This window comes from Vibrio tubiashii (assembly GCF_028551255.1).
In the GTDB taxonomy this organism is placed as follows: Bacteria; Pseudomonadota; Gammaproteobacteria; order Enterobacterales; family Vibrionaceae; genus Vibrio; species Vibrio tubiashii_B.
The window spans coordinates 1,162,136-1,174,979 of the sequence record NZ_CP117030.1 but is presented as its reverse complement, the minus strand read 5'-3'; the positions used below and the strand labels follow the sequence as shown (position 1 = coordinate 1,174,979).

Genomic DNA, 12,844 nt, shown 5'->3' with positions numbered 1-12,844 from the left:
TTTACTTTTTATTTAAGGTGTAAACCGACACGACGACAAGAACAAGCCCCAGTGCATGCCAGATCGTAAACACTTCATCGAGTACCACGACCGCCATTCCAGCGGTAATTCCTGGGCCTATATTACTTGTTAGGCTCAAGGTCGTTGGTGTCAGCCTTGCCATCGCGGCAGCGACCAAATACGAAGGCAACACAGTACAGAATATGCCAAGTAGTACACCAGTTACGATTAGCTCTTGGCTCCAAGTCGCAATATCGGCGCCGCTCAACGCTAAGTGAACCAAAATAGCCACCCCGGCGCTCCCCATACCAATACTTGTAAACAGTGAGCTACCAAGGTGGCCGATAAGTGGCTTGCTCCATACGAGATAAAACGCGAACACCAGTGCTGAACCTATAGCGAGTAAGCTGCCAAGAAGCACGGATTGACCTAGAGTGTTAAAGTCATGAACAACAATAAAACTGATCCCTAGGTAACCAATCAACGCAGAGACGATGACGGTGCGGCTTGGTTTTTGCTGATACAAGGCCCAACTGATCAGCACGACAAAAGTAGGAAACAAGAAGATCAATAATCGTTCTAGCTGGGCGGTAATAAACTCCAGCGCGGCAATATCAAGGAAGCTTGCAACGTAGTAGCCCATCACACCAATAGCAGCAGCTTTAAAGGCATGTTGTTTAACTTTACTTCGGTTTTCAGATTTTGTGCAAAGGTAAACGAGCATAAGTAGGTAGAGTGGAAGAGAGCTAAACGCCCGCAGAGTCATAATAGAGGTTGCGTCGCCACCATATTGGTAGGCAACTTTGACCAAAACGGGTTTTATCGAAAAAAGAATGCAACCTGCTAGCGCAAGCAAGATTCCAACTTGAGAGATGGGTGAGCTTGAGGAGGGGGCGACGTGTGCTTCTTCAGTCATGTTTCTCGTATCCTTACTTTAAAGAGTGGAGGGCTACGAGAAAAGTGGTGTTCTGGCTACGTTTCTCGCAGCCAGACAGGAGGTTATCTACCGGCTACAGGCATTGAGGAGAAGGAGCCAAAGGTAGGTAAACGTGAATGTCATAATTATTCCTATGTGATGAGTTTTTAGACTATCGACATATGCTTTAGATTGCAATCAACAAATTATGCAGATTGTAGCTTAGTTTCAATTTGGCCTAATGCTCTTTGGTACATAGACCAAGCGCATATGCCCGCTAGGATATTGCCGCCGAATGCGCCCCAAAACAGACCTTGAATCCCTCCTAGCTGCGCACCTAACCACAAGCAAGGTAGGAAAAAGGCAAACAGACGTAGAGCTGAGATAGTCAGGGCGGTATAGGATTTGCCAAGTGCGTTTGAAATTGAAACCATCAGCATGCAGATGCCCAAAGGCCCCAAGCTAAATGGTACGATCATCAGGTGGTAGTTTAGGATGGTTTCTACTTCTGCTTCGCTGGTCATTAGTAATGCGAGCCAATCAGAGGTAAGTAAGGTGATCGCCGCGATAACGATTTGAAAACCGATAACGAATTTACACGCAATCACCACAAGTTTACGAATGTCGGCCAAATTGTTCCCACCGAGTAGCTTACCAACCATAGGCGGCATTGACATGGTCAGGGCAAGCACCGAGACAATCGCAAAGAATTCATAGCGAGACCCGAGTGCCCATGCTGCAACGGCTGCTGTGCCGTAGCTAGCGAGGAGCTTTGTGGCTAACATCGATGAGAGTGGCGGCAGCAATTGACTGATCATTGCTGGGCCCATGATGTTACCAATCGAGCGCACGCTTTTAACCGCATTCAAATCGCTCCAATCGAAACTCATCCAATGCTTACGCGTCACCTTAGGTGCGACAATCAAAATACCGATACCAAAGGCCAAAATGGTGGCAATAGCCGCTCCGTTGATCCCCATATCTAGAGTGAAAATAAAGATAGGATCGAGGATTAAGTTGAGAAGGCTGGTGACCATCATCATGGTGCCAGGCAACATGGTATTACCGTTGGCACGACATACGCTGTAAAGGAAATAGAGCACTGCACCCACCCAAGCACTGACTAGCCAGTAAATCCAATAGCTATCAATGATAGGAAGAACACTATCCGGAGCACTAAGAAGAGACAGAATCGGTTCACGCAGCAGATAAATAATGACTGAAAATAGCGCGACACCAATACTTCCCATCGCAATCACGAGGCCACCGAGTTGTTTAGCATAGCGCTCTTGATTTGCTCCAATGGCTTTGGCAATCACAGCGGTTGTCGCGATACCCAGACCAACCTGAATACCGATGATCACCATCTGAATTGGCAGGGTAAAACCTTGTGCCGCAAGAGGCAGAATACCCAACTGACCGATGAACGCACTATCTACCAATTGGAAACTCATAATAGACAACACGCCAAAGAGCATTGGCCAGGTCATTTTGAATAGCTGTTGCCCCAGCGAAGGGGATGTTTCTTGTGTCGTTACAGTCATAATTGAGCTTAGTTTATTTCACCAGTTGTAATACCAACCAGAATAAATATCTGGTCATTCTTGCTAGTTAAAATCGCTGATAGCATCGTTATAGATTTTGTAGGTAGGTCAACTAGCTAGCTGCAATCTATGCCTTGCTCTGAGCGATTTTCCCTGCGCAATTATCTGGTCATCTATTTATCCTGATTGGTATAAAGACAAACCGAGGCTTGATGCCTCGGTTTTCATTCAAGTTACTGTTACATCGTTACTGCGGTGTAAGAATTCAAGTCTAAATCTAGAAAAACAGGAAAATTACTCTTCTTTAAACTCATCCGCATACCCTTTGGGAGGAGGAGTCCAGCCTCGTTCTCCACCTTCATGGCGGTCGCTGCGGTCAGCTTGTATCGCCAGTTTGATTTGCTCTTCAAGGTGCATAAACAGTTTACGATAGTTATTATCAAAGCGTTCACCTTCAGAGTCATCTTCCCAAGCTTGGTACAGGATGTCAGACTTTTTGTCTTCAACGCGTTTATACGCTGATTTTTGCTGCTCTACAGTAAATGGATGGTAGTTCAAAGAACGCATCGCGTGTGCACCGAGTTCTAAAGCTGAGTGATAAGTCTCAAGTTCGACAATATCAGCCCCAGATTGTCTCAGTAGATAGCCATGGCCGCGGTCAAAGGCGCGCGCTAACACCTTCACTTTCGGATAGGTATGTTTCACGTACTTGGTCAGCTCAACGCTTGTGTCTGGATTGTCGATAGCGATAACGATCATCGCCGCGTCTTCAATCCCTGCGGTATGGAGTAAGTCAGGTCTGCTAGCATCACCAAAGTAGGCTTTAGTATTGATTTGTCGCATAACATCAACTTGCGCCGCTTGTTGATCAAGGACGACCGTTTTAATCCCGTTGGCAACCAATAGGCGGTTAACAATCTGACCAAAGCGCCCAATCCCCGCAATAATCACAGTGCCTTGCTCTTCAATGGTATCGGCTTCTTGATCATTCGATTGCTGTTCAAAGCGCGGTAAGATCACCTTATCGAATAGAATGAACAGTCCCGGTGTAAGGAACATAGACAGCGCTACAACGAGCGAAAGCGTTTGAGCGATATCTTGCGGAATAACATGGTTTTGCACGGTAAAGCTAAGCAGCACAAATCCAAATTCACCCGCTTGAGCAAGACTGAGAGTAAACAGCCAACGGTCACTATTCTTGATGCGGAAAATAAATGCTAGAGCATAGAGGACGAGTGCTTTGAGCAGCATGACTCCAATCGTCAAGCCAATGATAAGCGCAAAGTCATTGAATAAAATGCCGAAATTGATGCCTGCGCCAACAGTGATAAAGAATAGCCCAAGCAGAAGCCCTTTAAATGGATCGATATTAGACTCAAGCTCATGGCGGAACTCACTGTTGGCAAGCACGACACCCGCCAAGAATGTGCCTAGTGCCGGAGAAAGCCCGACTAAGCTCATTAATGCCGCTATCCCTACTACTAACATCAGCGCTGTAGCGGTAAATATTTCTCGTAGGCCTGAGCTGGCGACGAAACGAAACAGAGGGCGACTTAAGAAGTGGCCGCCAATGACTAATCCCACTATAGAAGCGATGATGACCAAACCATAGGCCCAGCCTGGTAGGCCTGCGACTAAACTTAACTCTTCATGGTGGTCTGCGGCGTTGCCCACGGCATTTTGCGCCTGTTCGACTAACTCGGGCAAAGCAAGTAGCGGAATAAACGCCAGCATCGGAATAACGGCGATATCTTGGAATAGCAGAACAGAAAATGCGTTCTGTCCGCCTTCAGTTTTCGTTAAGCCTTTTTCATTAAAAGTTTGTAGAACGATCGCAGTTGATGAAAGCGCAAAGATTAAGCCTATTGCTAACGCTATCGTCCACGGCTGCTCGAAGTATAGAGCAATGGCCATAACAACTGCGGTTGTACCGCCAACTTGCAGGCCTCCAAGGCCCAATAGACGGTTACGCATCGACCATAGCATCTTAGGTTCTAGCTCAAGACCGACTAAGAACAGCATCATCACAACACCAAACTCAGCGAAGTGTTGAATGGTTGTGGTTTCTTCGCCTACTAGCCCAATAATCGGGCCGATAATGACGCCCGCGATGAGATAACCAAGAACCGAACCTAACCCTAATCGTTTGGCGATAGGCACAGCAATCACAGCCGCTACGAGGTAAATAAAGGCTTGGAGAAAGTAACCTGTCATGCTTAGTCCTCTTTCACTAATGTGGCGAGATAATGATTGAGTTTTTCTGGTTTACTCGCTTGTTCGAAATCTATCTCGTTGGCGACGAGTTTGGTTAGCAAGCTTGACCAGTTTTCAACGTGCGATTTCACTCGTCCATCTTCTTGAGCAGTACGCGCACCAAACAGTGCAAAGGGTGCGAGGTATTGCATGCCTGTTAGCGTTGCCATTTGCTCCAACGGATGGAGCAACTCGCGAATCGTAAAGTGGTTGTAGCCATCGGTTTGGTAGGCATCCGCTTTACCTCCTGCAGAGAGAGAGCAGAGGAACTTTTTGCCATGTAGCGCAGTGCCGTCATGTCCGTAGGCGAACCCATATTCTAGAACCAGATCTTGCCACTCTTTTAAAATGGCAGGCGTTGAGTACCAGTAGAGGGGAAACTGGAAAATGATCACATCATGGTCAGTTAACCTTTGCTGCTCTTTATCTATGTTGATGTGATAGGTCGGGTACTCATGGTAAAGATCGACAACCGTAACGCCTTCAACCTTTTTTGCTGCTTTAAAGAGGTGTTGATTCACTTCAGAGCGTTGAGGTGAAGGGTGAGCGTAAAGGACAAGAACTTTGTTTTCAGACATAGACTATCTCGCTGATTGGAAGGCCATTTCTCGAAATTGGGCACAGAAACTAATTGTTACACAGTGATTGTATTTACGCCACTAATGCGATCTATTGGTGAAATGGAGCAAACGCTTGTTCTAAATCATGCAGGTGCTCAACGATCAAAGAGGCGTGCGCCGAAAATTCTGTAGGCTTGCCATGTGTTAGTAAACAAGAGGGCATTTCTGCATTAAAGGCAGCTTGCAAGTCATACAGATAATCACCGACATACAGGATTTGATGACGTTCTAAGTTCCACTCATCTGCGAGAGATACCAATGAATCGGGAGCAGGTTTGGGGGGAAAATGCTCTCGGGTGATGATACGCGGGATTTTGAGTTCGTTGTGAGAGACTTTTTGCTCTGCGGCTTGGGCACAGTTGCGCGTAATAATGGCAGTTAAGAGCTGATTAGAGTGGATAAACTCAATCAGAGACTGGCATCCGGGCATAGGGTGTGATGAATTGGCGTCATCTAACTCATGCTGGAGAATTAGCTCGTTGGCTTGTTGAGAGGTTTGCTCACAGTCCAACTGGTCGACAAAAGAGAGCAAGTCTTTATCGAGCGGGCAGCCGATTTGCTCTCTTAGCCAACGGAAGTCCATGTCAGAACTCACCAGAGTATTATCCAAATCAAAAACAATGGCTTTGATATCGCGAATATTCAATGGTACATGTGACATAGACAATCCTTCTGTTTATGCGAACTCTTTCTCCAAGTACGCGACAATATCCGAAGACTCATACATCCATTGTACGTCTCCGTCCTTTTCAATTCTTAGACAAGGGACTTTTACTTTTCCACCACCTACTTCAAGTTCTGAGCGGTGCGTCTGATCGTTCTTAGCATCACGAAGGTCAAATTTAACCGATTGACGCTTCATTGCTCGGCGCACTTTTACACAGAACGGACACGCTTCAAACTGATACAGTGCAAGTGACTGTGCTTTGGTGTCTACCTCTTGCTGGGCTTCGCTTGAGCGCTTAACCCCTTTTGGTGAGAAGACAAAGTTGAGCAGTAGGATAACGCGTCCTAAAAACCAGCGGATAAACTTCATAACAATCCTATTTATATAATTCTAACTTCAGATGACATTTACGTTACGCATTGTAACCGAGATGTGATCATTCTTGAATCCTAAAAGCTCAGCCAAGTTTTACCTGATGTTTCTTGGTAACCTCGATACCAAGGCGTTTAGCCAAACGAGTCAGGTTGGCGCGATCGGTTTTTAGTGTACGTGCCGCTTTGGCCCAATTAAACTCCGCCTCGGTTAAGGCCGAAACGATCATTTTGCGTTGATACTCTTCAGTGGCTTCGCGTAGACCCAATGAGATGTCTAACTCCACGCTGGCATTGGGGGAGTCCAGCGCCGTATCGTTGCCCGAAACAATAGACTGCAGTTCACCGATATCTTCGATTGATACCGTAATCAGTTTACCATTTTTACCGCGAGCTCGTGCTTTGAGTGCTGCTCGATTGATGACGTGTTCAAGTTCACGGACATTGCCCGGCCAGTTGTAGCGAGAAAGAACAAGCTGAGCGTCTTTACCTAGCTTGATCTGGACAATACCGAGCTTACGTCTTGCTTGCTCCAGAAAATAGCCGGCGAGCAAAACAATATCGCCATTTCTTTCACGAAGTGCTGGGACGGTAATTGGGTAGACGCTTAAGCGGTGGTAGAGATCTGAGCGGAAATGCCCTTCAGAGACTTCTTCTTTGAGATCTCGGTTAGTGGCGGCTAAAACGCGGACGTCGATGGTTTCTACCTTGTCTTGCCCGACCGGTTGGATTTCATTGTTTTGCAGTGCACGCAGAATCTTGCTTTGTGCCGCGAGAGGAAGCTCACCAATCTCATCTAAGAAAAGTGTTCCGCCATCGGCTAAGGCAAACTTACCTAAACGAGATTTATCGGCACCCGTAAAGGCGCCTTTAACGTGCCCGAACAGTTCACTTTCGACCAAATTTTCGGGAATAGCGGCACAGTTTACATAGACCAAGGGCTGTTTTTTACGTGGTGATAGATGATGCAGGCTACGGGCGACAAGCTCTTTGCCGACACCGGTTTCACCATGAATCAAAATATTGAAACTGGATGGAGCGACGACCTCAATGTCGGCCTTCAAAGCTTGCATCGCGACGCTATCACCAATGATATCCCCTCCATCACGATCCCAAGCGTCCTCATTAAGCTCTTCAAAGCGTTGTTGGGTTTGCTTTGCTTGTTGTTCTAGTTGGCTTACCGTGAGCGCGACTTTTAGTGTAGAAGCCGCAATAGCCGAGAGTGCGTCTAGGCTGCGAGTTGGAAACTGCTCAAACACGCCTGGCGTTAAACTATCAAGAGTTAAGACGCCAAGCAGTTTGTCGGCATAGAGTAAAGGTAAGCCCATACACGAGTGCATCGGTAAATCGCCTTCGTAATCGAGGAGCAAATTATCAAACGGATCAGGAAGATCGCTATCGGCGTCAAATCTTACCGCGGTTTTCGACTCACAGATTCGGGCAAATCGTGGATGTTCGTCTATCTTAAAACGACGACCTAATGTGTCACGGGTTAAACCCTGCAGAGCCAAAGGGACTAATGTGTCTCCTTGGCGTGACAGTAGCGCGACACTGTCACACTGAATCGATTTACGAATGGCATCAAGCAGGTTGTTGAATCTATCTTGATCGTTGTCTCCGCGAGCGAGACCGATCGTCATATCAATGAGGGTTGAAACAGAGATATCTTGCATAAAATTACCAACAGCGAGGGTAGGAGAAACCCAGTTTGAATCGGATGTTGCTAAATTAATCACACTGAATGCGGTATTGCAACCCATTAATGTCAATTTGACCTATTTCAAAAGTGTCGTAATGACTTTTTCTAAGCAAAAATAGCAATAAAACTAGCAGTTTAAAGGGATTCTGAAGTTGGCACACTTCGTGCTGTTAAGGGGTATAAAAAACTTAAATATAACTAACTATAACTACTGAGGAGTAAGTCCTAATGCTTAACAACCAACATATCGAAGTCGTAAAGAGCACTATTCCACTTCTAGAGTCTGCAGGCCCGGCGTTGACTCAGCATTTTTACCAAAGAATGTTTAGCCACAACCCAGAGCTAAAAGACATCTTTAACATGACCCACCAAAAAACAGGGCGTCAAAGTGTGGCTCTTTTCGAAGCGGTTGCGGCTTATGCGAAAAACATTGAGAACCTAGAAGCGCTGACTTCTGCGGTTGAACGTATTGCTCACAAACATACTAGCTTTAACATCCAAGCGGAGCACTACCAAATTGTTGGTCATCATCTAATTGAAACACTACGTGAACTGGCGACAGAAGCTTTCACTCCAGAAGTGGAAGAAGCGTGGACCGCTGCGTACCTTTTCCTTGCTCAGGTATTCATCGATCGCGAGGGCGAATTATATCTACAACGTAAGCAAGCCGTGGGTGGTTGGCAAAACGCACGTGGATTTGTCGTTAAGTCGAAAAAGGCAGAATCAGAGTTAGTGACAAGCTTTGTGCTAGAGCCAGAAGATGGTGGTGCAGTGTTGGATTACCAACCAGGTCAATACATTGGTATTGAGCTAAAGCCGAGCCAAGGAGATTACAACGAAATTCGTCAGTACTCTTTGTCTCAAAAGCCGAATGGCAACGATTACCGAATCTCAGTGAAACGCGAAGTCGGAAAACATAAAGGCTTGGTGTCTAACTTCCTCCATGACGAAGTCAATGAAGGCGATAGAGTGAGTCTTTATGCTCCGGCGGGTGACTTCTATTACCAAGAAAAGCAGCAACCAGTGGTGCTTATTTCGGCGGGTGTTGGTGCAACTCCGATTCAATCTATGATGCAGACCCTCGCTTCACAAGGTAAGAAAGATGTGAGTGTTCTTTACGCATGCAACGACCAAAAGCAACACACATTCAAAGATGAAACCGCGCAGCTTGTAGAGCAGAACAACTGGAAGCGTTTCACTTGGTACTTAAATGAAGCAAGTGCTGACTTTTCTGGTGAGCTAGATTTGAACCTAGTCGCGAAGGAGCTACCCCTTGGCAGCGCAGATTTCTATCTATGTGGTCCAGTGGGCTTTATGGAATCAGTGGTACGTCAATTGGAAGCGCTAGGTGTTGACCGCGACCGAATTCATTACGAAGTGTTTGGCCCTCATACTTACCTATAATCTGAGCAATATTAAAAAGGCCCTCATTTCGAGGGCCTTTCGATTTTGGTTCATCACTACGCGGTGCTGTCACCGTTAGACTAGCTGAATAACTTCTTAAGCCAAGTGATAGGGGTAAATGATCCCGAAGCTTGAATAGGGGAGCGCTCTGAGCCGTGATAGTAGCTCGACAAAAACTCTGTTCTCAGCGACTGAACATCTAGTTTATTAACCGAAGATATTAGCTCAGCACTGTTTTGTGCATGATCATTAGCGAGACTAAAATCGAGCCTTAAATAACCCTGGACATACAACCATAGATGAGTGCAAAGGATCAGTTGATCCATTCCTTGCTCTTCAAACTTTCCCGCGTGGTCTTGACCTAAATTGTCATGGAATGCTTGATGCATTGCCTGCATAGACGCAGCGTTAGATTGCACGTAACTGCTCGCTTCAACGTGGGCCTTAGTCAGAATGCCAAGTAGGTGACTAGAAACAGGGCTTTCCGGTTTGTTTTGTCGCGCTTTTTCAAACAAACGTGAGTGTGCCTGACAAAACAAATCCCAAGCTTTAGATAGAGCAACCAATGACGGCAGAGAGTCTGCTTTTATCGCTTTGAGTTGCAGCTCCAAATCAGTCATTCGACTGTAAGCTCTCTAGAGAAATCTCAAATGACCCTTTGTCAGAGTCAACAAACAAGCTATCGCCAGTGATCATCACTGATAGATCCATACTGCGTTCGACAACCTCTGACAGTGCTTCGATACCGTTCCAGTCAAAGCGGTAGATGCTCGCATCATATTGGTGGACTTTATTTTTGGTTTGCTCCCACCAAACATCGGACTTACTGTTAAAAGAGAAGACATCCACTTTCTTAGCCAAGCGACAAGACTTCTTAATGCGATCAAGGGATGGCTCTCCGATATCAACCCAAAGTTGAATTTGGTCGTCGAGAGACTTGACCCAAAGATCCGGCTCTTCAGTGGTTGATAAGCCTTTTGTTAGCGCAAGCTCCGGCTGCCATTTAACACAGAAGGCCAAAATGCGCGCCATCATTCGTGGCACTGTTTCTGATGGGTGCTGTGCGACAGTAAGCTGTGAAGAGTCGTACAAGTCGCGGTTGGTGTCGGAAAGAGAAATTCGGAATTTATAAATAGTGGGTTTAAGAGCCATGAGCCTTACTTATAGTCAAAAAAATAGCCAGCGTAATGCTGGCTATTGTAAATCTTTAGTACTAGACAATTAAAGTACTTTAATTTGCTCAGCTTGTGGGCCTTTTTGACCTTGAGATACTACGAACTCAACTTTTTGGCCTTCAACTAGAGTACGGAAACCGTCGCCAGTGATTGCTGAGAAGTGTGCGAAAACGTCTGGGCCGTTTTCTTGCTGGATGAAACCAAAGCCTTTAGTTTCGTTGAACCATTTAACTGTACCAGTAACAGTGTTAGACATAATGTATATCCTTGATAAACCTTGTAAAAGCCATACGGCACCGATAGCGTGGAAAAGGAGATTGCTATTGCGTACGACGTTGCGGTAGATATTCAAGTAATCCAACGAAACGGCGAAATTAAACAAGAACCGTTTTCTAGCTGCGATCCAGTCTAAAGCGAAGTGCAACTAAGTCAATAAAAATAAGGAGCTTTGTACAGTTTAATATCGTGTTTTCACTAGAAATTTGCGCTAGGTATAGTTTCGAAAATATTACTGATTAGCGTATAAATAGTGTAACATTCGTTTGGCTAGTAGATTGTATCGTTTTACTATTCTCTGGCTAATATTTAATCATTTATTGTGGAGGCCGTATGGCTAAGAACAAACCTAAAGGTGGCATCGAAGAGGTTAGCCTCATCCATGATGTCGAGATGGGTAGAGGTCAAGTAAAAGACAATGCTCTAAGGGCGATGGTAACCAGTAAGCTCTACAGAGCCAAGGTAGAGAAAGCGAAAAAAGGCAAAGGGAGTTATCAGCGCAACATGAAACACAAGGGTAAAGAGCCCTATTCAAAAGCCGCTTAACAAGCGAAGTTTGAATAGGGCTTTTTTATTACCTGACGACAAACTACCTTTCTATCTTAGGTGAATAGATAGAGTACGCGGTGATTTGGCCTGCGACGATGGCTGAGAACATAAACAGTGCGGAAAGGCCAATACTCGGAATCGGCAACACTGACTGCTCAAACACTGATTGACTCGCACTAACTAACACTCGGCTTCCTGGTACTAGAATGATGATCCCTTGCACGATGTATATCGAACCAGTGAGATCCATTTTTTTAGCCACCCAAGTGCCATACAAAGTAATCAGTACTGTTGTAACCCAAGTGCCAACGACCCAACCACTCTCAAAGCCTAGATAAAATGGCCCCCACATGCCCAGAGCGGCAACAGGCAAACCAAGCAATATATCGGTAGGGCGTGCATTGAAGATGATGCCAAGTGAGATTGAGATTAGGAACAAACCGGAAATATGCAGCCATACAGGCACTTCATTAATGTACTCAATAGACGCAGCTTGTCCCCAGATGGCCTCACCAATATTGAGCCCCATAACAATACCGACAAATAGCTTGATAAGCGTCAGCGCACTTTGGCCCAATAGACTTGTGCCTGAAACAAGATCATTAAACGCAAGACACTCTAGTGAGTTAGCAATGGAAAGTCCGGGAACAAAGAGAACGATTGCCGCGATACACAAAGCCCAAACGGGGACAGCAGCCCCTGTACTTGCGAACCAAGCAACCAGCATCCCAGTGATAAGCGCAGCAATAAACTCAACCGCTATTGAACGGCGAGCCTTGCATATTTGTTGAGCCCCCCAAACCATAAACCCAAGCAAGACTGAAAACAAAACCGCATCTAGCGTACTGCCCACGAGCATGAGGTAGGCTGGTGGAATTCCCATATTAGCTAGCGCAATGACCCACTTAGGGTAACCCACTGGCTCGGGTACCGGTTCGCTGCTTGGCTGGTTGATTCTGATGATGGTATTGGCAAGCAAACTTAAGTTAATAGATGCTGGCTGGTGGCGCTTCATCACAACCGCATTATTGTCATCAGGAAACTGATAATTAACCGTCGTTGGGGTAGCTTGGATCATAACATCCACCCCATGTTTACGAGCATAAAACTGAGTGTATTTTTCTAGTTTGTATGGCGCACAGCCGCTACGGTGAAGAGTATCGCCGATCTCGACTATCTTCTTAATTCGGTACTGGGAAGGCATGGTATGTGATACGTATAAATTTGTGACGCAAAGGTACCAAAGCCCTAGTGCTGAGACGAGACACAATGCAGTGAACAGTGGTTAAGCTCACACAAATAAGTTCACCCTGAATGTTGTACTGCGTCGATTTTCGAAAACTAAGTTTTTGAACCCATAGGTTTGTCAA

At 45.8% G+C, this 12,844-nt stretch carries 13 protein-coding genes; 2 read left to right on the top strand and 11 right to left on the bottom strand.

Annotated features, from left to right (window positions below; genetic code table 11):
* Nucleotide 1 precedes the first annotated feature (1 nt).
* From LYZ37_RS20750 to norR, 7 genes are all read right to left on the bottom strand, one after another.
* Entirely contained in the window at nt 2-916 is a 915-nt protein-coding gene (locus LYZ37_RS20750; RefSeq protein ID WP_272787425.1) for a DMT family transporter, read from the bottom strand.
* Between the two features lie 206 nt (nt 917-1,122).
* Nucleotides 1,123-2,460 (bottom strand): MATE family efflux transporter, encoded by a 1,338-nt coding sequence (locus LYZ37_RS20745; protein WP_272787424.1) that lies wholly within the window; start codon nt 2,458-2,460, stop codon nt 1,123-1,125.
* A 294-nt stretch (nt 2,461-2,754) separates the two neighbouring features.
* The gene (locus LYZ37_RS20740; protein ID WP_272787423.1) at nt 2,755-4,674 is read right to left on the bottom strand and encodes a monovalent cation:proton antiporter-2 (CPA2) family protein; all 1,920 of its coding nucleotides are present in this window, start codon (nt 4,672-4,674) and stop codon (nt 2,755-2,757) included.
* Between the two features lie 2 nt (nt 4,675-4,676).
* Nucleotides 4,677-5,291, bottom strand: a complete 615-nt coding sequence (locus LYZ37_RS20735) for an NAD(P)H-dependent oxidoreductase (RefSeq protein ID WP_272787422.1) — start codon at nt 5,289-5,291, stop codon at nt 4,677-4,679.
* 91 nt (nt 5,292-5,382) lie between these two features.
* Nucleotides 5,383-5,994, bottom strand: a complete 612-nt coding sequence (locus LYZ37_RS20730; RefSeq protein WP_272787421.1) for an HAD family hydrolase — start codon at nt 5,992-5,994, stop codon at nt 5,383-5,385.
* Nucleotides 5,995-6,009: 15 nt separating this feature from the next.
* Nucleotides 6,010-6,369: a glutaredoxin family protein gene (locus tag LYZ37_RS20725; RefSeq protein WP_272787420.1), complete on the bottom strand. Its 360-nt coding sequence runs from the start codon at nt 6,367-6,369 to the stop codon at nt 6,010-6,012.
* An 88-nt stretch (nt 6,370-6,457) separates the two neighbouring features.
* Nucleotides 6,458-8,044, bottom strand: a complete 1,587-nt coding sequence (gene norR, locus LYZ37_RS20720) for a nitric oxide reductase transcriptional regulator NorR (protein ID WP_272787419.1) — start codon at nt 8,042-8,044, stop codon at nt 6,458-6,460.
* 254 nt (nt 8,045-8,298) lie between these two features.
* Between norR and hmpA the strand changes: the two genes are divergently transcribed.
* On the top strand, nt 8,299-9,474 hold the full coding sequence (gene hmpA, locus LYZ37_RS20715) for an NO-inducible flavohemoprotein (protein ID WP_272787418.1): 1,176 nt from the start codon (nt 8,299-8,301) through the stop codon (nt 9,472-9,474).
* An 80-nt stretch (nt 9,475-9,554) separates the two neighbouring features.
* Here hmpA and LYZ37_RS20710 read toward each other — a convergent pair whose 3' ends face one another.
* The 3 genes from LYZ37_RS20710 to LYZ37_RS20700 all read right to left on the bottom strand — a co-directional run bounded on the left by LYZ37_RS20710 (nt 9,555) and on the right by LYZ37_RS20700 (nt 10,905).
* On the bottom strand, nt 9,555-10,094 hold the full coding sequence (locus LYZ37_RS20710; RefSeq protein ID WP_272787417.1) for a hypothetical protein: 540 nt from the start codon (nt 10,092-10,094) through the stop codon (nt 9,555-9,557).
* The gene (locus LYZ37_RS20705; RefSeq protein WP_272787416.1) at nt 10,087-10,626 is read right to left on the bottom strand and encodes a YaeQ family protein; all 540 of its coding nucleotides are present in this window, start codon (nt 10,624-10,626) and stop codon (nt 10,087-10,089) included. The genes LYZ37_RS20710 and LYZ37_RS20705 overlap by 8 nt, the downstream gene beginning before the upstream one ends.
* 69 nt (nt 10,627-10,695) lie before the next feature.
* Nucleotides 10,696-10,905, bottom strand: a complete 210-nt coding sequence (locus LYZ37_RS20700; RefSeq protein WP_004745419.1) for a cold-shock protein — start codon at nt 10,903-10,905, stop codon at nt 10,696-10,698.
* 353 nt (nt 10,906-11,258) lie between these two features.
* Here LYZ37_RS20700 and LYZ37_RS20695 point away from each other — a divergent pair, with 353 nt between their 5' ends.
* Nucleotides 11,259-11,471 carry an alternative ribosome-rescue factor A gene (locus tag LYZ37_RS20695; protein WP_272787415.1) on the top strand — a complete coding sequence of 71 codons (213 nt, stop codon included), beginning with the start codon at nt 11,259-11,261 and terminating at the stop codon, nt 11,469-11,471.
* Nucleotides 11,472-11,514: 43 nt separating this feature from the next.
* On the opposite strand, the gene LYZ37_RS20690 is transcribed toward LYZ37_RS20695, so the two are convergent.
* Complete coding sequence (locus tag LYZ37_RS20690; RefSeq protein ID WP_272787414.1) at nt 11,515-12,678, bottom strand: threonine/serine exporter family protein; 1,164 nt, start codon at nt 12,676-12,678, stop codon at nt 11,515-11,517.
* Nucleotides 12,679-12,844 lie beyond the last annotated feature (166 nt).